At 61.8% G+C, this 23,580-nt stretch carries 19 protein-coding genes; 7 read left to right on the forward strand and 12 right to left on the reverse strand.

The genetic code is table 11. The features are described 5' to 3' along the window. Positions 1-5: 5 nt before the first annotated feature. The 9 genes from AAHK20_RS07685 to pxpB form a co-directional block, all read right to left on the reverse strand. The gene (locus AAHK20_RS07685; protein ID WP_449180855.1) at positions 6-1,718 is read right to left on the reverse strand and encodes a ShlB/FhaC/HecB family hemolysin secretion/activation protein; all 1,713 of its coding nucleotides are present in this window, start codon (positions 1,716-1,718) and stop codon (positions 6-8) included. 393 nt (positions 1,719-2,111) lie between these two features. Beyond that, a complete protein-coding gene (locus AAHK20_RS07690) occupies positions 2,112-4,367 on the reverse strand; it encodes a two-partner secretion domain-containing protein (protein ID WP_449180856.1) in 2,256 nt (751 codons plus the stop codon). Positions 4,368-4,633: 266 nt separating this feature from the next. Beyond that, positions 4,634-6,946, reverse strand: a complete 2,313-nt coding sequence (locus AAHK20_RS07695; RefSeq protein WP_449180857.1) for a two-partner secretion domain-containing protein — start codon at positions 6,944-6,946, stop codon at positions 4,634-4,636. Positions 6,947-7,266: 320 nt separating this feature from the next. Continuing rightward, on the reverse strand, positions 7,267-9,516 hold the full coding sequence (locus tag AAHK20_RS07700) for a two-partner secretion domain-containing protein (RefSeq protein WP_449180858.1): 2,250 nt from the start codon (positions 9,514-9,516) through the stop codon (positions 7,267-7,269). 215 nt (positions 9,517-9,731) lie between these two features. Further along, complete coding sequence (locus AAHK20_RS07705; RefSeq protein WP_449180859.1) at positions 9,732-10,688, reverse strand: DUF979 domain-containing protein; 957 nt, start codon at positions 10,686-10,688, stop codon at positions 9,732-9,734. Beyond that, positions 10,685-11,452 carry a DUF969 domain-containing protein gene (locus AAHK20_RS07710; RefSeq protein ID WP_449180860.1) on the reverse strand — a complete coding sequence of 256 codons (768 nt, stop codon included), beginning with the start codon at positions 11,450-11,452 and terminating at the stop codon, positions 10,685-10,687. Before AAHK20_RS07710 ends, AAHK20_RS07705 begins: the two co-directional genes overlap by 4 nt. Before the next feature lie 274 nt (positions 11,453-11,726). After that, a complete protein-coding gene (gene pxpA / locus AAHK20_RS07715; protein ID WP_449180861.1) occupies positions 11,727-12,479 on the reverse strand; it encodes a 5-oxoprolinase subunit PxpA in 753 nt (250 codons plus the stop codon). 22 nt (positions 12,480-12,501) lie between these two features. After that, positions 12,502-13,548: a 5-oxoprolinase subunit C family protein gene (locus AAHK20_RS07720; protein ID WP_449180862.1), complete on the reverse strand. Its 1,047-nt coding sequence runs from the start codon at positions 13,546-13,548 to the stop codon at positions 12,502-12,504. After that, positions 13,545-14,198: a 5-oxoprolinase subunit PxpB gene (gene pxpB / locus AAHK20_RS07725; protein WP_449180863.1), complete on the reverse strand. Its 654-nt coding sequence runs from the start codon at positions 14,196-14,198 to the stop codon at positions 13,545-13,547. Before pxpB ends, AAHK20_RS07720 begins: the two co-directional genes overlap by 4 nt. Positions 14,199-14,387: 189 nt before the next feature. Between pxpB and AAHK20_RS07730 the strand changes: the two genes are divergently transcribed. Next, positions 14,388-14,900, forward strand: a complete 513-nt coding sequence (locus AAHK20_RS07730; RefSeq protein ID WP_449180864.1) for a winged helix DNA-binding protein — start codon at positions 14,388-14,390, stop codon at positions 14,898-14,900. A 420-nt stretch (positions 14,901-15,320) separates the two neighbouring features. After that, on the forward strand, positions 15,321-15,659 hold the full coding sequence (locus AAHK20_RS07735; protein ID WP_449180865.1) for a DUF805 domain-containing protein: 339 nt from the start codon (positions 15,321-15,323) through the stop codon (positions 15,657-15,659). Here the strand turns inward: AAHK20_RS07735 and AAHK20_RS07740 are convergent. Then, positions 15,647-16,237, reverse strand: a complete 591-nt coding sequence (locus AAHK20_RS07740; RefSeq protein ID WP_449180866.1) for a 5-formyltetrahydrofolate cyclo-ligase — start codon at positions 16,235-16,237, stop codon at positions 15,647-15,649. The genes AAHK20_RS07735 and AAHK20_RS07740 overlap by 13 nt on opposite strands. A 32-nt stretch (positions 16,238-16,269) precedes the next feature. On the opposite strand from AAHK20_RS07740, the gene AAHK20_RS07745 reads away from it, so the two are divergent. From AAHK20_RS07745 to AAHK20_RS07760, 4 genes are all read left to right on the forward strand, one after another. Beyond that, positions 16,270-18,237 (forward strand): lytic transglycosylase domain-containing protein, encoded by a 1,968-nt coding sequence (locus tag AAHK20_RS07745; RefSeq protein ID WP_449180867.1) that lies wholly within the window; start codon positions 16,270-16,272, stop codon positions 18,235-18,237. A gap of 101 nt (positions 18,238-18,338) precedes the next feature. Next, on the forward strand, positions 18,339-19,295 hold the full coding sequence (locus AAHK20_RS07750) for a complex I NDUFA9 subunit family protein (RefSeq protein ID WP_449180868.1): 957 nt from the start codon (positions 18,339-18,341) through the stop codon (positions 19,293-19,295). Positions 19,296-19,335: 40 nt separating this feature from the next. Further along, positions 19,336-19,983 carry a glutathione S-transferase family protein gene (locus tag AAHK20_RS07755; RefSeq protein ID WP_449180869.1) on the forward strand — a complete coding sequence of 216 codons (648 nt, stop codon included), beginning with the start codon at positions 19,336-19,338 and terminating at the stop codon, positions 19,981-19,983. Beyond that, positions 19,980-21,218 carry a multifunctional CCA addition/repair protein gene (locus AAHK20_RS07760; protein ID WP_449180870.1) on the forward strand — a complete coding sequence of 413 codons (1,239 nt, stop codon included), beginning with the start codon at positions 19,980-19,982 and terminating at the stop codon, positions 21,216-21,218. The genes AAHK20_RS07755 and AAHK20_RS07760 overlap by 4 nt, the downstream gene beginning before the upstream one ends. 18 nt (positions 21,219-21,236) lie before the next feature. Here the strand turns inward: AAHK20_RS07760 and AAHK20_RS07765 are convergent, their stop codons facing one another. Together AAHK20_RS07765 and AAHK20_RS07770 are read right to left on the reverse strand one after the other, a co-directional pair. After that, positions 21,237-21,431: a DUF2905 domain-containing protein gene (locus AAHK20_RS07765; protein ID WP_449180871.1), complete on the reverse strand. Its 195-nt coding sequence runs from the start codon at positions 21,429-21,431 to the stop codon at positions 21,237-21,239. 16 nt (positions 21,432-21,447) lie between these two features. After that, on the reverse strand, positions 21,448-22,635 hold the full coding sequence (locus AAHK20_RS07770) for a class I SAM-dependent methyltransferase (RefSeq protein WP_449180872.1): 1,188 nt from the start codon (positions 22,633-22,635) through the stop codon (positions 21,448-21,450). 13 nt (positions 22,636-22,648) lie between these two features. Between AAHK20_RS07770 and AAHK20_RS07775 the strand changes: the two genes are divergently transcribed. Then, on the forward strand, positions 22,649-23,509 hold the full coding sequence (locus AAHK20_RS07775) for an SDR family oxidoreductase (protein ID WP_449180873.1): 861 nt from the start codon (positions 22,649-22,651) through the stop codon (positions 23,507-23,509). The last annotated feature ends 71 nt before the right edge of the window (positions 23,510-23,580 follow it).

Below are 23,580 nucleotides of genomic sequence, written 5' to 3' on the forward strand. Positions count from 1 at the left end.
CGGTGTTAGAAGCGAACAACCGTGCTAGCCCAAACCATGGACTTGTGCTGTGGCCCAAGTGCAGGATCGTCGCCGATTCGCATGGCGTAGCTGAGATTGGCCGATACGTGCTTGCCGACATCGACATTGACGCCGACGCCCGCGCCCGAAATGTTGATGTTTTGTTTGCTGCGGCCAAACTTGCTCGTAGTACCTTGTGCACGATCGTAGAAGGCTTGGAGCGTCACGCCGTTGACCTTCGGAACGGCAACGTTCAACGTCGTCGTTGCAACGTAGCCGCTGTCAACGCTCGCCGCATCGTTGCTATAGGCGCGCACGGCGCCCGGGCCGCCAAGCACCATCTTTTCCGACCCGTCGAGATTGCGCGTCGATTGTTGCGCGTCGAACGTCATGTCCAGGTACACGCCTCTGACCAACCCCTGCATGAGTCTGGCGCTTTGCGTCGTCTTGACGAAGTTGCCCTCTGTTAGCGGATCGCCCAACTCGGCGTCTCTGCTCAGGTGACCAAATGACGCCCCGGCAGAGTATTGGATTGCATTCGGAAGACCGAAAACACTGCCTCGCTGTGTTCCGTTCAACTGCAATCCCAACACCTGAGCGGAGCGATTGTTGGTAAGGTCGAACATCCAATCGGACATGCGCTTGTAATCCAGATTCGCGTTGATGTCCAAAGTGCTTGATGCGGTGCGCAGCAGCGGAGAGCTGCCGTATAAGCTGTACACCGTTGCGAGGCCAACGCCTAAGGGGGTGCCATCTGAGAAGCGGAACGCGCCGCCATAGTTATAGTTGACTCGCGTAAACGAGAAGCCGGCGCGCGCGCCCCGCGCGTTGACAGGCAGGTCGTAGGATGCCCGGCCGATTACCGTGAAGCCGCCGTCGCTGTCGTGATTGCCCTGAAGGAAATCGGGCGCGCCGTAGGCGACCACCTGCAGCCGGTCGCCAATTCCGAGGGGGCTGTTGACCGTCGCTTGAGCGCCGACCCGATTGCGGCCCGTCGAAGTCGAACCGGCGTTATCGAAAACCACCGCGCCTTCGAAGCGCTTTGCAGGGTCTACGTTTACGGTCAGTTTGGTTCCGCCGGGAGTATCGCCCGCAGCCAGAACCGGAGTGATGCCGCCGATGCCGGGCAAATCGGACAGGCGGTCCAGCTGGCCTTGCGCCCCTTTCAGTTCGCCGTTTTGCGTGAGCCCGCGCTTCAGAAACGCGTTCACCACACTGTCGCGCACCAACGAATTGTTGTGGCCCAGGGTGACCGATTCGACGTGACCGCGCAGAATAGCGAGCCGCACAACATCGTCGACGATATCCTGCTGCGGAACGTAGGCGTACGAAAGACTCTCGCCATTGTCCAATAGCACCTGGGTGACCTGGACCGCGACCGCGCGCAGGTCGTTCAGCGACATCTGCCGATCTTGATACGGAACGACGATGGCTTTGATCGCCGTTTCCAGTTCTGGCGGCGCTCCGTCGACGACGATACGCGCTACGTGAACGCGCTCTTCATCAGCCGCATCCGTCCCCCCGGACGTGGCGGCCGGACGTGTGCCGTCGATCTTCGGCGCGACACCATCGGCGCGGGGATCGGTTGGGGTGTTCAGGATCGGATTGCTTTGCAGAATTGAACCGCTCGACGGCAGACCCTGCGCTCCGGCTTTCTGGGTGCCCATTGCGCTGTAGGCAAGCACACCGAGCGTTATCAATTTCAAAGAGGTATTCATAGTCACAACTCTGTGCACCGACGCCTGTATTGCGAAACGTGCGGGTCTAGAAACGGAAAATTTGCAATCTCAGGCGAACTTGTGGCGAGACTTGCGCTTAGCACTTTGGAAAGGATGGCAATCCTCGACGACTTCCTTAGCCTTGGGATACTGGCCTAATATGCGTCGTGGTTGCATCGGAGGATTCCGAAAAGCACGAATGGATTTCACGCTTGGTCCATACCGTTGATAGGATTCGGTCGAACCATTTGGGAAAAATGCGAGCCGTTGGTCTGGCTCTCGAAGAGTGAGACCGGAAGGTGTACGAACCTTCCGGTAGTTGGAGCAAAGACGTCATGCCGTTATCCCCAAGAGGGAACGTGGTAATCCGTCTTTGCGAATTCGCCGATCGAATCAGCGATCGGGCAAATTCAAGAGATTCGTCAGTTGTCTGTTCAGTTCCTGAACCAGCTTGGCGTAGTCCATCGATTCAACTTTCCTCAGTGCTTCTTCGGCCTTGCGCTTGTCTTCGTCGGCTTTGAGTTTGGCCACTTCGCTAGGCCTCCTCCTCGCCTCCTCCTCAACCTTGCGCATCATTTCCTCAGTCTTACTTTTGGCGTCGTTTGCGCCATCAGCATTCTGCTCAGGCGGAGTATTTCCGTCCTGATCATTACCGCCGCCGCCGTTGTCGCCGCTGCCGTTGTCTCCGCCGCCGTTGTCTCCGCCGCCGTTGTCTCCGCCGCCGTTGTCGCCGCCGCCGTTGTCGCCGCCGCCGTTGTCGCCGCCGCCGTTGTCGCCGCCGCCGTTGTCGCCACCGCCGTTATTGCCACCGCCGTTGTCGTCGTCGTTATCGCTGCCACCCGAATCATTCAAACCGATGGTTCTGCCCTTCACGACGTTCGCGTGGCCTTTGCTTGAAACCTTGCTGCTTTTGGAAATTTTGTATTCGAGATCGCCGCCAACCTCGACGCCGTCCTCTTGTGTGATGTCGCCTTGCGAAACGAGCGTCAGATTCTTTCCGGTGGTTGCGCGCCCGTTCAATACGATCGAGCTGCCGCCTTCCAGATAGGCATCCTCATCGCTCTGGATGACCTCGGTGTAAAGCTTGCCGGATTTGGCTTTCACCTCGATGGACTTGCCGTAGAGGTCTCCCGTGGTGACGTCCTTGTCGGCGCTCAGGCGGATGTCGCCCTTAGTTTCGATCATGCCGAGCTTGATGCTTTCGTCGGCCGTCACGGTGACATTGCCGTCCGTTTGGATGGCGTCTTCAATGCCGCTTCCATTTGCGGGCTTCGTTGCGGTGACGTTCTTGCCGTGAAGCACAATGTCGCCGTCAACCAGCAAACTCGTAAAGACCAAGTCATCTATTGCGGATGCGTCGAGTTTTCCACCGACGGAAAGCTTTTGAAGCTGAAGCTTGTTATTGCCGCGTATCAGCGCGTCGCCGACTACAGTTCCTTCAACGATGGATTCGCCATTGAGCGAAAGCTTGATCGAGTTGACGGCAAGCTTTGTATTGCGGAAAGCGTTGACGCCGAGCGAGAAATCGTAGGCGCCGCCGTTTAGCGCCGCCGTCTCGGTCACCGTCAATTTCGCGTTATCGGTGGTCGTGGCGGTTTCTGTCGCGCTAACTTTGAGGTTCTGTGTTTCGATCGTGCCATCGAGATTGGCGTTTTGGCTGTCGATAGTCACTGAAGAAGTGCCGTACGTCTCGCCCGACAATGTCACCGTGCCGGTTTTCGCCGTGAATTCCACCGTGTCCGAATCGATACGGGCACCCTTATTTTGTGTCACGGAGCCACCGCTAACGTATACCCCGGTCGCAGCCTTGATTGTGCCGTCGACGTTAGTTGTGCCGGTGTTACCGTTAAGCAGCGTGACCTTGCCCGCCTCTCCGGAAGCCAGTTTGTTCGCTTCGATCGTGCCGGTGTTGTTGATGACCGTACGGGTGTTCGCATCGTTAATCGAAGCGGCCAGCGTGACGGAACCGTCAGTGGTTTTAAGTACACCTGAGTTGGTAACGAGCCCGCGAGAACTGTTTCCTGATTGGTATGAGAATGCAAAACCAAGACCAGATGGATCGTATGTACCCATCACATGACTGGCAGACGCGAGTTCAACGGCCTTGTAGCCATTAATCGTACCGCTGTTTCCCACAATCCCCGTGCTGAACAGGTAGACCGATTCTGTGGCCGTTATTTCGCCGGCGTTGGTGACATCGCCTCCGCCACCGCCCGTGAATATCAGTCGGGAATCGGTATTGAACCAGCGATCCGTGATGTTGATCGATGAGGCGATGAGGCTTCCGACGTTGATCTTGGCTCCGTTGCCGATTACCACGCCGTTAGGGTTGACGATGAACACGCGGCCGTTGGCGTTTAAGGCGCCGAGAATGCTGGTCGCCGTCGAGCTCGAGGCGATGCGATTCAACACGAACGATTTAATGTCTTTCTGATTGAACGTCAGCGTCTCGCCTTTGGCCACGTCCATGTTGTCCCAGTTGATGATCAGCTTGTCGCTGCCTTGGGTGACGGTGGTGGTTGAGCCGTCTTTCGAAATGCTGCCGGTTCCACTTGCGACTGTGCCTGTGCCCACTGCATGAGCTTGGCCGGTCAAGAGAATCAAGACGGCGAGGGCCGTGGGGGTAATTTTTAAAGCATGAGCTTTCATGTGCACAACAATCCTTACGCAATTCGCTTATTTCGTAAGGATTGTGTGGATTGCGCGTACGAGCAATGAGAAATTGCCTAAACGACTGAGATGCGGCTTTTTAGCCGGTGGTCTTTCAATTCAGCAAAAAAAGAGCGCCCGGCTTTGCGCCGGGCGCTCTTGGACAAAGCCGGAAGCTGTGCAAGCCTTCCGGTGGAAGTCATGCGGCTTTTGCCAATAGGCTAAATGGCAAAGGCTTCTGACTTCCTAATACTGCTGCCCCGATATTATCTCCAGCCAAAGAAGCTGAAGATGGACTTGATAATATTCTGAAGCTGCTTGATCAGAGCATCCAAAGCGTCCTTCACCCGCTTGGCATCGTCCGCGGCCTTCTTCTTATCGTCGTCAGCCTTCTTCTTCTTGTCCTCTTCCGCCTGGCGATTCGCGAGCTCTGTCTTCGTGAGGGCAATCTGCTTCGTCAATCGATCGATCTGTGTCTCGAGAGATTGCTTACGAGCCTGGTCCGTTTCGGCTGCTGATTGCTTCTTGAGATCGGCGAGTTGCGTTTGCCAATTTTGCAGCGAGTCTTCCAGATCGCCCTTGGTAGCCGTTTTTGCCCAGTCAATGAATTTAGCCTCTTCCTCAGCCGTCCAGGGCTTCGTGTTGTCGTCCGGCTTGTTGTCGTCGGGCTTCGCGTTGTCGTCGGGCTTGTTGTCGTCCGGCTTCGCGTTATCGTCCGGCTTGTTGTCGTCGGGCTTCGCGTTGTCATCCGGCTTGTTATCGTCAGTTTGTCCCGGCTGGCCGGTCGTCGTGCCCTTCACGTCGTTAGCCTGGCCTTTGTTCTCGACCTTGCTGTTGTCGCCAAGCTTGTATTTCAGATCGCCGCCCACGTCGACACCGTTTTCCAGCGTCACGTCGCCTTGCGATTCGAAGGTCAGATTCTTGCCTGCGCTGCTGCGCGAGCCGACATGAATCGAGGTGCCACCCTTGAGGTACGCGTCTTCGGTGCTCTTGAAGCCGTACACGTCGAGGACGCCGTTCTCGGCCCGCAGATCGATCGCCTTGCCCGTGACCACGCCCGTCTTGACATCCTTGCCTGCGGAGATGTTGACGTTGCCCTTGGCAGTGATCTTGCCCGTCTTGACGTTCTCATCGGCGTTCACCGTGACGCTTCCGTCCGTCTCGATGCTGTCGTCGGAGGTAAGGCCCCCGGTGCCCGTGATGCCGCGGACGTTCTTGCCGCTAAGCAGCACATCGCCGCCGATTTTTCCGAGATCGGAGTAGGTCAAATCCTTTTGAGCTGCCGCAGTGAGCTTGCCGTCAACCCAAAGGTTCTGAAGATTCACATCGCCCTTGCCGCGAACGCGCAAATCGCCGCGCACGCCTCCGGTTACGCTGGCGTAATCCTCGCCGTATGCAAGATCTGCGGAGTCGGCGTCAAGCACCGTACTGTAAATCGAATTGTCGCCTTGCGAGAGATCGAAGGTGCCGCCGCTCAAAGTTGCCTTCGATGCAGTCGTTTTCGAACGCGCGGTGGAGGAAGCACGATCGGCCTTAATGTAGAGATTGCCGGTGTTGATTGCGCCATCGAGCTTGACGTTCTTGCCCTTGATCGTCGTGCCTTGATTGGCCGTCGTCTCGCCCGAGAGCGCGACGTCGCCGGTGGTGCCCGCGTCGAAGGTGACGGAATTGCCGCTAGTCTTGGCGCCTTCAAGTTGCGTAATCTTTGCGCCCGATACGTTCACGCCGCCGCGTTGCTGGTACGAACGAATGTTGCCGCCAACCGTGACCTCGCCGTTGCCGAGGCTTTGCAACGTGACGCTGCCATTCGAGAAGGCGCCTCGTGTCGGCTTCATCGCTTCGATGGTGCCGGTGTTGTTGATAACCGAGCGAACGAGCGAGTCGCGTGCCCAGGCGGTCAGCACGATATCGCCATCCTGGGTGGAGAGCAGGCCGCCGTTGTTGATGAGCGCTTTAAGGCTGCCTTCGGTGACTGTGGCGCTCAAACCGGCGTCGGAGAACTGGAGCGTGATCGCGTCGCCAGCGGCGAGCGCGACATTGCCCGTGCTGGTGATCGAACCCGTGTTCGATACGGTCTTCGATCCGATCAGCGCAACCGATTCGTTGGCCTTGATATCGCCCTGGTTGACGACATCGCCGTTGCCGCCGCCCTTGAAGTTCAGGCGATTGTCCTTGAAATCAGCGTCGGAGATGTTGAGCGACGAGGCGATCAGGCTGCCGACGTTGATCTTAGCGCCGTTGCCGATGAGCACGCCGTTCGGGTTGACGATGAACACGCGGCCGTTGGCGTTCAATGCGCCGAGAATGCTGGTGGCGTTGGCCGAATTGATGCGGTTCAGGACTGCCGAGTTATAGTTCTTCTGATTGAAGTTGAGCGTCTCGCCCTGGGCCACGTCCATGTTGTTCCAGTTGATGATGAGCTTGTCGCTCGACTGGTTGACGTTGGTGGTCGTGCCGTTCTTGTTGATGGAGCCGGCGCCGTCGGCAATGGTGCCATTGCCCACTGCGTGAGCCTGGCCAGCCAACAGCAGCGAGGCAGCGAGGGCGGCGGGGGTAAGCTTTAACGCGCGATATTTCATATGCGTAGCAATCCTTTCGTTTTAGTTGGGAATGTAAGGATTGTATGAAATGAGCATATGCTCAATGAGAAACTGCCTAAAGAATTCGGATGTGGTGCTGGCTGTTGTTTTTTGATTCACTTACTTTGGGCAACTCAAAATTAAGGCGTAGTGCTGGCTGATGGGTTTCTTATCTAGTTGTCTTTAGAAAAAATAAGAGAGCCCGGTTTTAGGCCGGGCTCTCTTATAGGAAAACCGGAAGCTATGAGAGCCTTCCGGTAGTGTGTCGCTAAGATTTTATGCCGTTGTCGCTAAGAGGCTAAACGGCAATTCAATCTTGCTTACTTCGTTGCGGTGCGTCGGGCGAGTTCGGCCTTCATGGTTACGAGATCCAAACCAAGCTGATAGGCGTTCTTGCTTCCTCCGTAGGCCATCATGTCCTCGTAACTCATGGTCAATTGCAAGATCCGATTCCGCAGCGCCTCCGTATCAAGACTCCTCAAAAATGCTCGGTACCCGGCTTCCATTTCAGCAGACCTCGGCTGGAATCCTTCGGGCGGCGTGATGCCTTGGTCCGGCTCGTTGCCGCCTTGACCCTTATCGTCCGGCTTGTTGTCGCCGCCTTGGCCCTTATCGTCCGGCTTGTTGTCGCCGCCTTGGCCCTTGTCGTCCGGCTTGTTGTCGCCGCCTTGGCCCTTGTCGTCCGGCTTGTTGTCGCCGCCTTGACCCTTATCGTCCGGCTTGTTGTCGCCGCCCTGGCCCTTGTCATCCGGCTTGTTGCCGTCGGCCTGCCCCGGCTGGCCGATGGTCTTGCCCTTCACGTCGTTAGCCTGGCCGTTGTTCGCGACCTGGCTGTTGGCGCCGAGCTTGTATTCCAGATCGCCACCGACGACGACGCCGTCTTCCAACACCACGTTGCCTTGCGATTCCATGGTCAGATTCTTGCCCGCGGTGCTGCGTTTGCCGACATGAATCGAGCGACCGCCCTTGAGGTACGCGTCTTCGGTGCTCTTGAAGCCGTACACGTCGAGGATGCCGTTCTCAGCACGCATGTCGATCGACTTGCCCGTGACGATGCCCGTCGTCTTGACATCGTTGCCCGCCGAGACCTTGACGTAGCCGTTGGCGTTGAGCTTGCCCGTTTGGACGCTATCGTCGGCGGTGATCTCGATGTTGCCTTGGGTGTCGATATCGGCGCCATCGTCGAAACCGTAGCCGCGTTGACCCGTCACGTTCTTGCCGTGAAGCTTGACATCGCCATCGACGTACAACGTGTCGTAAGTCAAGTTGTCTTTTGCAGACGCGTCGAGTTTGCCGCCAACGTTGAGGTTGGAGAATTGCAGGTTGTCGTTGCCGCGAACGCGCAGATCATTCTTGACGCTGCCGGTCACGTAGGAGTAGCCGTCCAATGCGATATCGGCCGAATCGACGCCGAGATCCGTGCGATCGAACTTGTTGCTGCCGCGCGAGAAATCGAACTTGCCGCCGCGCAACTGCGCGTTCGACGCATTGATCTTGGCGCGGTCGGTGGTGCGAGCGTTTTCGGCGGAAATGTAGAGCGAGCCGCCGTTATTGAGCGTGCCGTCGACCGTGACGTTCTTGCCCTTGATGGTCGTGCTGGCGATCGTCTTGCCCGACAGCGTGATGTCGCCATTGTTGCCGGCGTTGAGCGAGGCGTTGCGAGCGAAAATCTCGGAGTCTTCCGATTGGGTCAGCTTGGCGCCGGACACGAACACGGAGCCCTTGTTGTATTTGGACTCGATCCTGCCGCCGAGCTTGACTTCGCCGTTGCCGCTGCTCGCCAGCGTGATGTTGGCGGACGCACGGCCACGGGAGTTCAGCGTGCTCGCTTCGAGCGTGCCGGTGTTGTTGATGACCGTGCGGGCGATTGCGTCGCGGGCCCAGGCCGTCAGTGCGATGTCGCCATCTTGGGTGGCGATGAGGCCGCCGTTATGGATGAGCGCCTGGAGGCTGCCTTCGGTGACCGAAGCTTGCAGGCCGGAGTTGGCGAACTGGAGCGTGATGGCGTCGCCGGCTGCGAGCGCGACATTGCCGTAGCTGTTGATCGTGCCGGTGTTCTGCACGGTCTTCGAGCCGATCAGCGCGACAGATTCGTTGGCGTTGATTTCGCCCTGGTTGACGACATTGCCGTTGCCGCCGCCCTTGAAGTTCAGGCGATTGGTCTTGAAGTCGTCGTCGGAGATGTTCAGCGACGAGGCGATCAGGCTGCCGACGTTGATCTTGGCGCCGTTGCCGATGAGCACGCCGTTCGGGTTGACGATGAACACGCGGCCGTTGGCGTTCAATGCGCCGAGAATGCTGGTGGCGTTGGCCGAATTGATGCGGTTCAGGACTGCCGAGTTATAGTTCTTCTGATTGAAGTTGAGCGTCTCGCCCTGGGCCACGTCCATGTTGTTCCAGTTGATGATGAGCTTGTCGCTCGACTGGTTGACGTTGGTGGTCGTGCCGTTCTTGGAGATGGAGCCGGTGCCGTCGGCAATGGTGCCATTGCCCACTGCGTGAGCCTGGCCAGCCAAAAGCAGCGAGGCGGCGAGGGCTACGGGGCTCAGCTTTAGTGCGCGATATTTCATAGACACAAATTCCTTACATTTTCCGAGGAATTGTAAGGATTGTATGGATTGCGCATAGGGGGCAATGAGATATTGCCTAAAGTATCGAATTAGCCGGGAAAATTCCCTTATTCGTGAATTGTTTGGAGTCCTTTGTCTCTCGTAGCGAGACTGATGCCGCTTAAATGGCGGCGCCGTATCGCGTGACGGGCGCCGCGCTTTGGACAATTCCGCGTCTATCGAAACATCAAGAAATTCATGAGGAAGATGTTGGCGATAAGGATTGCTAACGCTGTTGGCACCTGTATCCGGATCACCGCGTTCTTGTCGGGCAACTCCAATAACGCCGCGGGCACGATATTGAAATTCGCGGCCATCGGCGTCATCAACGTCCCGCAGTAGCCGGAGAACATCCCGATCGCGACCATCGTCGCCGGGTTGCCGTGGAAGACGTTGACGAGAATCGGCACGCCGACGCCGCCTGTCATCACCGGAAACGCGGCGAAGCCGTTGCCCATCACCATCGTGAAGAGCGCCATGCCGACGCAGTACACGGCCACCGCGACGAGCCGGTAATCGAGGTTGATATACGCCGTCGTCACATGCGCGACCGCCTTGCCCACGCCCGCATCGGAAAACACGAGGCCAAGCATGCCGAGCATCTGCGGCAGTACCGCGGCCCACGACAACGCATCGACGAGACGCCGCGCCTCCTTCATCGATTGCCCGACGGTATCTCGCGTCATCACGCAGGTAACCGCGAGCGCGATCACGCAGCCAAAGCCGAAGCCGATCAAGGTCACGTTCTTCGGATCGACAAACGGCGTGCCGCCGAAGATGAGATGGCTCGCGGCCAGCGTCACGATCACCGTGACGACGGGAATCGTCAGCGCCGGGATGAAGAGCTTGTTGCCGAGCCGCGTGGCGCTCGCGCGGCGTGCGTCTTCCGAGAGCATCTTCGGTTTGCTCGCTGTCACGCCGCCGAAGCCCGCGATCAGCGCCATCAAGATCACCAGCGCGCCGACTACTTCGACCGGCAGTTTGTCGCCGATCAGAAAGATGAACGCATACAGAATCCAAAAGCCGCCGGCAGAAAAACGCCGTGGATGCTCCTTATCGACGAGAATCATCCCGCCGACGATCAAGAGAGTGAGCCCGACGAGCCAGAACAAATAGTTGAGCGTGATCGTCATGCCTGGTCTCCTGCGGCGTTCGACGAGCCTTGAGAGGCATGGGTATCGGCATCGGCTTCGGACTGGCCGGCGCGTTGCCCGCCAAGTTCTTTTTCTAGCCGGCGATCGAGCAGGTAGAGCCTAAAGCCGTGGATCAGGAATGCGCAGATCGCAGTCGGAATACCCCACACCGCGACGTGCTGCGGCTCGACGCTGATGCCCAATTCCTTGAGGAACGTGACCATCAGCACGATTGCGCCGAACGCGACGAAGATGTCCTCGCCGAAGAAGAGGCCGACGTTGTCCGTCGACGCCGCGTAGGCGCGCAGCCGATAGCGCATTGCGTCGCTGATCTTGCCGAAGCGAGACTCGGTCGCGCCCTCGGCCATCGGCGCGAGCAGCGGCCGCACCATCTGCGGATGTCCGCCGAGTCCGGTCAGCCCGGCTGCGGCAGTCAGCTCGCGCACGAGCAGATAGATGATGAGCAGCCGTCCGGCGGTCGCGGTCTTGATGCTCGCGATCCACATCTGCGCCCGCTCGCGCAGGCCGTGCCGTTCAAGGAGCCCGATCACCGCGAGCGGCAGGAAGATGATGATCGGGATGTTGCGGGTCTTCAAAAAGCCGCTGCCGATCGCGGCGAGGATTTTGTCGGGCGGGAAATGCGCGGCGAGCGCGGTCACGATCGAGGCGGCCGCGACGATCAGCATCGGATTGAAGCGCAGCAAGAATCCAATGATGATGACGGCCACTCCGATCAGCGGCCATAGGCTGACGGTGGTCTGCATGGTCTAGTCTCCAAACGGGTGTCCAACCAAATCGCCGCGGCGCTCGCCTCGACGCGTTGGTGGCGCGCGAAGCGGGCAAAGCGGCGAACCTCCTCGGAAGCGCGACACGTCCTGGGTTTTATTCGTGTCGCGGGTTTGCTTCGTGCGGCTCTTCTCGTGTTTGTCGTGGTTTTCTGGCCGCTGGGACTGCACTTGGCAGACGCCCCGCAAGGAGCGGGGCGTCTGTCGTACTCTGCGATGCTGATTTAGGCTGCGTATCCGTTAAGCCGCTGGCTCAGACGCGCAGCGCGCTGGCGGGGTGGACCTCGATGCCGTTGGCCTCGAGCGCGTCGCGGATCCGCCGCGCGAAGGCGAGGGCGTGCGGGCCGTCGCCGTGCAGGCAGATCGTCTGGGCGTTGAGCGGCACCCACTTGCCGTCGATCGCTTTCACTTTCCGCTCGCGCACCATCGTGAGCGTGCGCTCGAGCATTTCGTCTTCGTCGTCGATCATCGCGCCCGGCTGGCTGCGCGGCACGAGCGAGCCGTCGGAGCGGTAGCCGCGGTCGGCGAAGACTTCTTCGATTGCGACGAGCCCGGCGTGGCGAGCCGCGTCGACGAAGCTGCTGTTCGCGAGTCCGAACACGGCAACCGACGGATCGAAGTCATGCACCGCCGACACGACCGCGTCGGCGATCGCCGGGTCGCGCGCGGCCTGGTTGTACAGCGCGCCGTGCGGCTTCACGTGGACGATGCGTCCTCCCTCGGCCTGCGCGATCGCGGACAGCGCGCCGAGCTGGTAGAGCACGCCCGCGTAGATGTCACCCGCCGGCAGGTCCATCTCCTTCCTGCCGAAGTTTTCCGGATCGTTGAAGCTCGGATGCGCGCCGATCGCCACGCCTTTTTCGACGGCCCAGCGCACACAGTCGCGCATCGCGTTGGCGCCGCCCGCGTGCCAGCCGCACGCGATGTTCGCCGAGCTGACGAAATCCAGCAGAGCCTCGTCGAATCCGCAGCCTTCGCCGAGATCGGCGTTCAAATCGATTTCCATGGTGGTGACCTCTTCTATATTGCTAAGCGGCGCGCGTCCGGCCACGCAGTCGCTCCTCGTGCATGGCGATTGCGACGTCGATCTGCCGCAGATACGCCCGTTCTTCGTGGAGCGCGTAGAGCGCTTCTTCGTGTGTTGTCGGGATGAAGCGGATGCTGCCGTTCAGGCGCACCTGCGCGAGCTTCCAGAGGTCCGCGCGGATCACCGCGCCGATCTTCGGGTAGCCGCCTGTCGTCTGCGCGTCGCTCATCAGCACGATCGGCTGGCCGTTCGGCGGCACCTGGATCGTGCCCGGCAGCACCGCGTGCGAGAGCAGATCGCCCGGCCGCGTGCGCTTGAGCTGCGTGCCCGCGAGCCGGTAGCCCATGCGATTGCTGTTCGGCGTCACGATCCATTCGTCTGTCCAGAAAGCGTCATGCGCGTCCGTCGTGAAGCTGTCGTATTCCGGGCCGCGCAAGACGCGGATCGGCACGGCCCAGTCGGCGCCCGGGCCGTGCTTGCCGCGCCGCACCGGCTGGTGGGCGAACAGGACGAAGCGGCACCAGGCCGGCGCCTTCACGCCGAACTCCGGTGCGTCGGGCGACACGAGCGATTCGGGCGCGAACAAATTGCCTATCGGCAGGCGGTCGCCATCCTTTAGCGCCCGGCCGCCCAGGCCGCCAAAACGGGCGCCGAGATCGGTGCTGCGCGAGCCGAGCATCGGCAGTACATCGATGCCGCCCGCGACGCACACATAGGCGCGCATCCCGCGCTTGGCGGCGTGCAAGATCAGTTCCTGGCCGGCCTTCACGGGCAGGCTCCACCATGAGTAGACCGGCTTGCCGTCGAGCGTCGAGCCGAACTCGGTGCCGGTGATCGCGACGCGCGTCGCGCGCGAGAAGCGCAGGACCGTCGGCCCCATCGTCACTTCGAGCGCCGCCGCCTGCGGCCGGTTGCCGACGAGGCGGTTGCCGACTTCGAGCGCGAGCGTGTCGAGCGCGCCGCCGAGCGCGATGCCGAGGTGTCGCCAGCCGGGCCGTCCGAGATCCTGAATCGTCGTGAGAAGCCCCGCGCGAAGGACGTCGATCATCGATGGAGCCCCGCGACGGTGAAGCGCACCCGGTCGCCCGGCTGCAGGAGCGTGGGCGGCGTGCGCGCCGGGTCGAACAGGGGGAGCGAGGTGCGGCCGATCAACTGCCAGCCGCCGGGGGCCGCCGCCGGATAGATGCCGGTCTGCGCGCCGCCGATGCCGACCGACCCGGCCGGCACCTCGAGCCGCGGCGCCGCGCGCCGGGGCGTGTGCAAGGCGTCTTCGAGCCCGCCCATGTAGGCGAAGCCCGGCTGGAAGCCGAGGAAGAATACGACGTAGGCGCCGGCCGCGTGACGCTCGACCACTTCGTCCGGCGTGAGCCCCGTGTGCTCTGCGACCGCGAGCAGATCGGGTCCGAACTCGCCGCCATACTCGACCGGCACCTCGACTTCGCGGCCTGCCGCCGCCGCATCCGGCTCGCGCTCCATGGCAGCGGCAAGCTCGGCGGCGAGCGCCTCGGCATCAGTGGCGAGCGGGTCGAACACGATCGTCAGGTTGTTCATGCCGGGCACGACTTCGACCACGTGCGGCCATTGCCGCGCGGCCTCGGCCGCGGCCCAGATGCGCCGCTGGCAGTCGAGCGTCGCGGGCGGCGGCGTCTCGCAGACCAGGGCGGTGTCGCCGAACGGGTAGATACGCGGTTGGCTCATCGATATGAAGAGTGGTTGGACGAGGGCGGCCCTGGGGCGAACCGGGGGTGAAGCCCGCCAAGGTTGGTAGGATACATTGTCGATAAAATATTGAGAAATTACCAATAAGCGTTTTTGCTAGGAGCGGGACGACTTGTACGCGTCGTACACTTCCGGCACTTCCCACTTTCATCTTGAAAATTGCCGACCATGTCGCGTCACCCGACCAAGATCGTTTCCTCGGAACATCTCGTCTCTGAAACGAGTGCGGAATTATCCGAGTTCGAATATGGCCTCATCATGGCAAGCAACGCGTTCAATCGCTGGATGGTGCGCTGCATGTCGGCCGCGGGCGCGAAGGACATGACGGCGATCGAAGTCTCGCTGCTGCATCACGTGAGCCATCGCGAGCGCAAGAAGAAGCTCGCGGACATTTGCTTCGTGCTGAATATCGAAGACACGCACGTCGCGACGTACGCGCTGAAGAAGCTGGTGACTAGAGGGTATGTAAAAAGCGAAAAGACAGGCAAGGAAGTGTTCTTTTCGGCCACCCAGGCGGGACGCGACCTCTGCATCAAGTACCGCGAGGTGCGCGAGAGCTGCCTGATCGCCACGCTAAAGGAAAGCGGCCTGACCAACGAGCAGATTGGAGAGGCGGCGCAGTTGATGCGCAACGCTTCCGGGTTATACGACACGGCGGCTCGGGCGGCGGCGTCGCTGTAGGAGTTGGTTATTGCTCTCCCGACAAGGCCGTGGATGCGTGGCGAGAGAGCAGGGCGACTCAATGCTTGGCACAACGCACAGGCTGAAGTAATCGCGAGAGCGCGTTTATATTCCGGTCGAGTGAATATTCATTTTGCATTGATCTAAATCGTGCTCCAGTCCCAGTGGGAGCATTCTTCGATATTTAGAGACGCAAGGGAACATACAATGAGCGGCTGTGCCGATTGACGGCTTGTTCGTCATTGTATGGCGGCACTTCACTCCCGCGCGAAAGTATCCCTCTGTATCAGGTTGATTTACTGCCGGGCCTTTGTGTACTTGGCTACGTTGCCAAAACGTTAATTTGGCGTCTAATAAGCAAGGATGCGTAAAAGTATCGTAGAACTCGCTGTGACAGCCTGGCTCCGCGGCTACGGGCGAATGTTTAAATTCTCCGGCCGAGAGGCTCGTGTCGATTTTTTTATATTTTTAGTGATTCACTATTTCGCCGTCTATCTGGCGACTAGGGCCGTAACTGATTGGTTTGAAGCAAAAAGCCAAAATTCAGAAATTTTGATTTTTCTAATTTGGCTGATTTCTCTTGTATCCACGCTGTCATACAACGTCAGGAGGCTTCACGACAGTAACCGCTCTGGAGTTTTGTGCGCAGGATATCTTTTATTCGTTGCCCCGATCGTGATATTGGTTTCTCTGTTCTTGCCGCCACGAAATGCCGGAAATCGATACGGCCCAGATCCCAGGTCAGATCAAAGCCTATAACTTCCCGCATCCGTCACGATTGCATCAAGCGGCACATCATGCGCTTCGCGCGGCAGGTCGTTGGCTCGACATGCCTCGAACGCAACGCCCACGGTAACGGGCCGAACTGCTCCAGGCCAAGCCGCAAGCGTGCGGTCGTAATAGCCGCCACCATAGCCCAGCCGATAGCCGTCCCCATCGAACCCCACGCAGGGCACGAGCAGCAGATCGGGCACCAGCACCCGCCCGGACTCCGGCTCGGGAATCCGATGATGGCCGATTTTCATCGGCGCGCCCGGCGACCACTCATGAAATTCCATTGCGTTGCCGATAACCGGTATGACAGGCAGCGCGGCCTGTCGATGCGCGTCGAGCGAGAGCCAGAGAGCCAGTGCTTCGCGCGCGTCGAACTCGCCGGGCAGTGGCCAGTAAAAACCGGCGACGCGCGGTGCATAGTGTTCCAAAATTTCGCGTACACGAGCACCGAGCGCAGCATGGCCGTCAGGCGCGCAGATCGCGGTTTTACGCGCTTCGAGCAGCGATTTTCGCAGCTCGCCTTTGCGTTTCGACGCGGGGTTGCGTGCTATGCTTTCGCTCAATTTTTCGCTCCAGAAACAACGCAGAAATAACGATGTTCAATCGACTTCATCGAGTATATCGCGCGGTCAGTTACGCTCTTGCCGCTGCGACACTCGTCGCGTGCGGCACGGCTTCCGCCGTGCGTCCCGCCCCCATCTCCCAGCTCTCCGGCGACGATCAGATTTTCATTCAGTTGCGTGAGGCCGCCCGCAACAATGATCCCGATCGCGCGGCGCAGCTCGCGAGCATGATCCCGAATTACCCGGCGCCAACGTATCTCGAGTACTTCCAGATCAAGCCGCAGCTTTTCGACGGCTCGGGGCATGCGAAGGTCGACGCGCCGGATGCACCGGTGCTGTCGTTCCTGCAGCGCAACGACGGCACGGCGATCGCCGACCGTCTGCGCAACGATTACCTCACCGTGCTCGGCGCGCGCCACGATTGGAAGAACTTCGATCAGCAATACCCGCGCTTCGTGCTGAACGACGATACGCAGGTCAAGTGCTACGCGCTCGAATCGAAGATGTCGCGAGGCGAGAACGTGGCTGACGCGGCTCGTGCGCTGCTGGTCGAGCCGAAGTGGTACGGCGATGGCTGCGTCGACCTGATCACGGCGCTCGCGAGCAGCAAGCAGTTCAGTCCGGACGACGTGTGGCAGCAGATCCGTCTGTCGTACGAGCAAGGCCAAACCTCGACAGGGAGCAAACTAATCGATGCGCTCGGCTCCGCCGCGCCCGACCCGACACTCTTCCAGCAAGCCACCACCACACCGCCGCTCTTGCTGGCCAAGGGCGTGACGCCCGATTCGACCTCGCATCAGCTGGCGCTGCTGGCCATCACGCGCATGGCCGCCAACGATCCGGCGACGGCTGCGGCCACGTTCGCGGCGGTGGCGCCGTCGCTCGCATCGCCCGAGCGCGCGATCGGTTGGGGCACGATCGCCTACCAGGCGTCGGCACGGCAGGTGCCCGGTGCGGTCGACTGGTTCCGGCTGTCGGCGAACGCGCCGCTTTCGTATCCGGCCTACGAGTGGCGCGTGCGCAGCGCGCTGCTCGCCGGCGACTGGACGATGGTGCGTTGGTCGATCGAACAGATGCCGGCCGAGTTGCGCGCGCGTCCGTCGTGGGTCTACTGGCATGGGCGCGCCTTGAAGCAGCTCGGCGACACCGTGAGCGCCAACCAGGACTTCGAGCAAATCGCTGGGAACTACAATTTCTACGGTCAGCTCGCGTCCGAAGAACTGGGCCAGAAGATCACGATTCCGCCGCAAACCAAGGTGACGGACGAGGAAGTGCAGCAAGCGTCCCAGACGCCCGGCTTCGCCCTCGCGCAGCGCTTCTACGCGCTGAACCTGCGGCTCGAAGGCAATCGCGAGTGGAACTGGCCGCTGCGCCAGATGACCGATCGCCAGCTTCTCGCCGCCGCCGAGTACGCGCGCCGTGTCGAGCTGTATGACCGCACCGTGAACACCGCCGACCGCACCCAGGTCGAGCACGACTTCTCGCTGCGCTACCTGTCGCCGTTCCGCGATATCGTCGAGCGCGACGCGCAGTCCAACGGGCTCGACGTCGAATGGGCCTACGGCCTGATTCGCCAGGAATCGCGCTTCATCATCAACGCGCGTTCGGAAGTCGGCGCGGGCGGCCTGATGCAGCTGATGCCGGGCACGGCGCAGATGGTGGCGAAAAAGATCGGCCTCGGCACGCTCTCGCGCGCCCAGATGAACGACATCAACACCAATATCCTGCTCGGCACGAACTATTTGTCGATGATCTACAATCAATTCGACGGTTCCGCCGTGCTCGCCACGGCCGGCTATAACGCCGGTCCCGGCCGTCCGCGCCAGTGGAAGGCCAACCTTTCGCGCGGCGTGGAAGGGGCGATCTTCGCGGAAACGATTCCGTTCAACGAGACCCGCGACTACGTCAAGAACGTGCTGTCGAACACGGTCTATTACGCGGCGCTGTTCGAAGGCAAGCCGCAATCGCTGAAAGAGCGGCTCGGCTACATCATGCCCTGACGCGTATGCATCGCCGCCGCGCGGGCCTTTCAGAGACCGCGCGGCGAACCGGCCAAAGCGCCAGCCGTTGCAGCGGCGTCTCTCCACCCAGGGAGTCGAAGATGCGACATCAATGCATTGCACTCATCGGCGGCTCGGGTTTCATCGGCAGCCATCTCACGAATGCGCTGGTCGCCGCGGGCAAAGACGTGCGAATCGCCACGCGCCGCCGCCAGCACGCCAGCCATCTCACGCTCCTCCCGATCGACGTCATCGAAGCCGATGTCTTCGACCCCGTCCAGCTCGCTAGCTTCGTCGAAGGCGCGGACGCGGTCGTCAATCTAGTCGGCACGCTGCATGGCGGCAGCGGCGACCCGTATGGGTCCGGGTTCGCGAAGCTGCATGTCGAACTGCCGTCGAAGATCGTCGCGGCCTGCGAAGGCAAGCGCGTTCACCGGCTGATTCACGTGAGCGCGATCGGCGCCGATGCGCGCGGGCCGAGCATGTATCTGCGCTCGAAGGGCGACGGAGAGAAGGCCGTGCACGCGTCGGCGTCGCTGGCTTGGACGATTTTCCGGCCGTCGGTCGTGTTTGGCCCCGAGGATGCGTTCCTCAATACGTTCGCGGTCCTGCAGCGCATGTTTCCCGTGATTCCGCTCGCCAAGCCGGACGCGAAGTTCCAGCCGGTCTACGTCGGCGATGTCGTGAAGGCGATCGTCAACGTGCTCGATCTCGATGCCGCGGGCGGGCATACTTACGAACTCGGCGGCCCGGCGGTGTACACGCTCGAGCAACTGGTGAAGTTTTGCGGCGAAACGATCGGCCGCGATGCCCGCATCGTCCGCTTGCCCGATGCGTTCGCGCGGCTTCAGGCGTTGTCCTTCGAAATGCTGCCCGGTGAGCCGATGCTCACGCGGGACAATCTCGATTCGATGAAAATCGACAGCGTGATGCACGGCCCGCTCGCGCCGGAACTGGGCGTCGAGCCGGTCGGAATCGATGTCATCGCGCCGGTGTATCTGAGCGGCGCGTCGCTGCGTTCGCGCTTCAACGCGTTTCGTGCCCATGCGGGCCGCTGACGTGTCTGTCCATCCATCCAACCTACCTCTTGCCTAGAAGATGAAACTGATAATCGGTGACAAGAACTATTCGTCGTGGTCGATGCGTCCGTGGGTCTTGATGAAGCATTTCGGCATTCCGTTCGAGGAGGTCCTGATCTGGTTGAATGAGCCCGATACGAAGGCGCGCATTCTCGAACATTCGCCGTCGGGCAAGGTGCCGTGTCTGGTCGGCGACGACGGCGTGGCGGTTTTTGAATCGCTCGCGATCTTCGAGACGCTCGCCGAGCGTTATCCGCAGCACGCGCTGTGGCCGCGCGACGCGGCAGCGCGTGCGCACGCGCGCAGCGTTTCCGCCGAAATGCACGCGGGGTTCGGCGACATGCGCTCGTCGATGTCGATGAACATTCGTGCGAAGTGGCCCGGCAAGGGCGCGACGCAGGGCGCGCTCGCCGACGTGGCGCGCGTCGATGCGATCTGGCGCGAGTGCCTGGCCAAGCACGACGGCCCGTTCCTGTTCGGCGAGTTCGGCATTGCCGATGCGATGTACGTGCCGGTCGTGATGCGGTTCAGGACGTACGCGCCGAAGCTGTCCGGCGAGGCGCAGGCGTACATGGCGCGAATCACCGCGCTGCCGGCGGTGGCCGCGTGGATCGAAGACGCGATGGTCGAACCGCACCCCGTCGCCTATCTCGACCAAATCGAATGAATATCTACGCAGTAGGCGGGGCGATTCGCGACGCGCTGCTCGGCTTGCCGGTGTCCGACCGCGATTACGTCGTGGTCGGCGCGACGCCCGAGCAGATGGCGGCGCAGGGATACCGTCCGGTCGGCAAGGATTTCCCGGTGTTCCTGCATCCGGACACGCAGGAGGAATACGCGCTCGCGCGCACCGAGCGCAAGACGGCAGCCGGCTATCACGGCTTCCAGTTTTTCTATGCGCCCGACGTCACGCTCGAGGAAGACCTGGCTCGCCGCGACCTGACGGTCAACGCGATGGCGCGGTTGGTGCGCCCGGACGGCGAACTGACCGGGCCGGTCATCGATCCGTTCGACGGTCAGGCGGATTTGCAAGCGCGAATTTTTCGGCATGTCGGCGAGGCGTTTGTCGAAGATCCGGTGCGCATCCTGCGGCTCGCGCGCTTTGCCGCCCGCTTTCACGACTTCACCGTCGCGCCCGAGACGCTCGCGCTGATGAAGACGATGGTCGCGGCGGGCGAAGTCGATGCGCTGGTGCCGGAGCGCGTCTGGCAGGAGGTATCGCGCGGCCTGATGGAAAAGAAACCGTCGCGGATGTTCAGCGTGCTGCGCGAATGCGGCGCGCTCGCGCGCATTCTGCCGGAGATCGACAACCTGTTCGGTGTGCCGCAGCGCGCGGACTATCACCCGGAAGTCGATACCGGGGTGCACGTGATGATGGTCGTCGACCACGCGGCGGCGCAGGGCTACGCGCTGACGGTGCGCTTTGCCGCGCTCACCCACGATCTCGGCAAGGCGACGACGCCCGAGGACGTGCTGCCGCGCCACATCGGCCACGAAGGGCGCAGCGTCGAGTTGCTGAAACCGCTTTGCGACCGGCTCCGCGTGCCGAACGATTGCCGCGATCTGGCGCTCTTGGTCGCGCGCGAACACGGCAACATTCATCGCGTGATGGAGATGGGCGCGGCCGCGCTCGTGCGCCTCTTCGAGCGCAGCGACGCGCTGCGCAAGCCGGCGCGTTTTGCCGAATTCCTGCAGGCGTGCGAGTCGGATGCGCGCGGGCGGCTCGGGTTCGAGACGCGCGCGTTTCCCGAAGCCGTGCTGCTACGTGACGCGCTGATCGCGGCGCGCGCGGTCGATGCCGGCGCGGTTGCGCAGACGTGCGCCGGCCAGCCCGAGCGGATCAAGGAAGCGGTGCATCAGGCGCGTGTGGCGGCGGTGGGGCGGGTGATGGGGGCGGGGTGAGCCAGCGTCACTGGCGCTTCAAAACAACCGCACCAACAACGACACCACCATCGACACGACCAAAGTCGACATAAACGGAAACGGATATTCGCGTCCGCCGATTTTCAGCGTGACGTCCCCCGGCATCCGGCCGATGCCGATCTTCTTGAGCCACGGCCACGAGCCGGACAGGATCGCGACCGCGATGAAGGTGGTGAAGAGCCAGCGGATCATCGCGAGTCGCCCGAACTCAGAGCGTGTGGGAACGGTCGCCGCGCGCGAAGGCGTCGAGCGTGCCGTCGATGCCGCGCGAGAACGCGATCACTTTGAAGAGCTCGCCCATCTCGGCCTCCGAAATCAGCTTCTGCACGGCGTTGGCGGCGGGCAGGAAGCGGGCGGCGTCGCTGGGATCGAACTCGGCGAGCGCGTCGGTGATGCCCGCGTTCAGCAGAAAGCGCGCTTGCGACGTGTAGCCCAGCAGATCCGCGCCGGTTTCGACGCCGGCTTCGGCGATGCCGGTGAATTCGACGTGCGCGGTGATGTCCTGCAAGCCGGGATAGACGAATGGATCGCCGTGCGCGCGATGCCGGTAGTGGCACATCAGCGTGCCTTGCGCGCGCTGCGGGTGGTAGTACTCGTGGCGCGGAAAGCCGTAATCGATGAAAAACGCCGCGCCGCGCGCGAGCATCGTGCAGATCGTGCGCGTGAAGGCGCGGCCCGCTTCGTGCGTTTCGGTGACGTAGTCGCCCGCGATGCCGGTTTCGGCGAGTAAGGCCGCGTCGTCCTGGGAGGTCACAGGGCGGTCTTCGAACGCGAGCGCGTCGCCCACTAGCGCGACGCCGCGTTCGTGCCACACGTCGCCCGCGTACGAGAACAGGCGCACCGGCATCGCGTCGAGCACTTCGTTGCCGATCACGACGCCTTCGAACGTCCCAGGCAGCGCGTCGAGCCAGCGCACGCGCGATGCGAGCGCCGGCGCTTGCGCTTCGATCGTCTCGCGCTGCCGCTCGCGCAGCTCGCCGGACAAATCGACGATCGAGTAGCTGTCGAACGAGGCGCCGAGCGCGTCGAGCGCAATCAGCAGGCCCGTCGCGAGCTTGCCCGTGCCCGCGCCGAACTCCATCAGATGCCGCGTGCCGCTTGCTTCGAGCGCCTGTGCAAGCGGCCGCGCGAGCGTCGCGGCGAAAAGCGGCGAGAGTTCGGGCGCAGTGACGAAGTCGCTGCCGTCCTCGGCGCGGCGCCCGAATTTGACGGCGCCGCCGCTGTAGTAGCCGAGTCCCGGCGCGTACAGCGCGCGTTCCATGTAGCGATCGAACGGCAGCCAGCCGCCGGCCGCGGCGATCTCGTCGCCGATCAGCGCGACGAGCTTTTCGGACGCGCCGAGCGCGGTCGGACCGGGAGCAGGTAAACTATCGGGTTGGTGAGCTTTTTGATTCATCCCGGCATTGTAAATGACCGTCTCGTCCGACATTTCTGGCAATTTCGCCGCTGATCGCCCCAGCGCGGCCGCAGAACGCTCCGGTGAGTCCGGCGCGACCGCTTTCTCGCGCGCCGTGCTGATTACGGGCGCTGCCCGCCGCATCGGCCGGGCGCTCGCGCTCGGCTTTGCGGCGCGCGGCTGGGACGTCGCCGTGCATTTCAGCGCGTCGGGCGAGGAGGCGGAGGCGCTCGTCGCCGAAATTCGGGCGCTCGGCCGCCGCGCCGTGGCGCTGCAGGCCGATTTGGCCGTCGAGGCCGAGGTGGCGAGGCTCGTCCCCGTCTGCGTCGCGGCGTTCGGCCGGCTGACGTGCGTCGTCAACAACGCGTCGCGCTTCGCAGAAGACACGGCGCAGGATGTCGGTTACGACAACCTGCTGAATTCGATGGCGATCAACGTCGGCGCGCCGCTCGCGCTGGCGCGCGCGTTGTACGACGCAACGCCCGCGGCGGCGGCCGAGGACGAAACGCTGCGCGCAGTCGTCATCAACGTGCTGGATCAGAAGCTCTACAACCTGAATCCCGACTATCTGTCGTACACGCTGACGAAGGCCGCGCTGCAGACGGCGACCGTGACGCTCGCGCAGGCGCTTGCGCCGAAAGTGCGGGTGGTCGGCCTGGCGCCGGGGCTCACGCTCCAGTCCGCCGACCAGACGCCGGAAGGCTTCGCCGCCGCGCACCGCGTGACGCCGCTGGGCCGCGCGTCGCGACCCGAGGATCTGGTGGCGGCGGCCTGCTATCTCGCCGACGCGCCGGGCGTGACCGGCACGACCCTCGTCGTCGACGGCGGCCAGCATCTCGTGCCGCTGCCGCGTGACGTGATGTTTTTGACTTGAGCTTTTGAAGGACGCGCGGCGGTTTCGAATGCGCGTCGCCCCAAGCGAATTTTTAGCGTGCCCGTCACGCA

The organism is Trinickia camelliae, assembly GCF_053525655.1.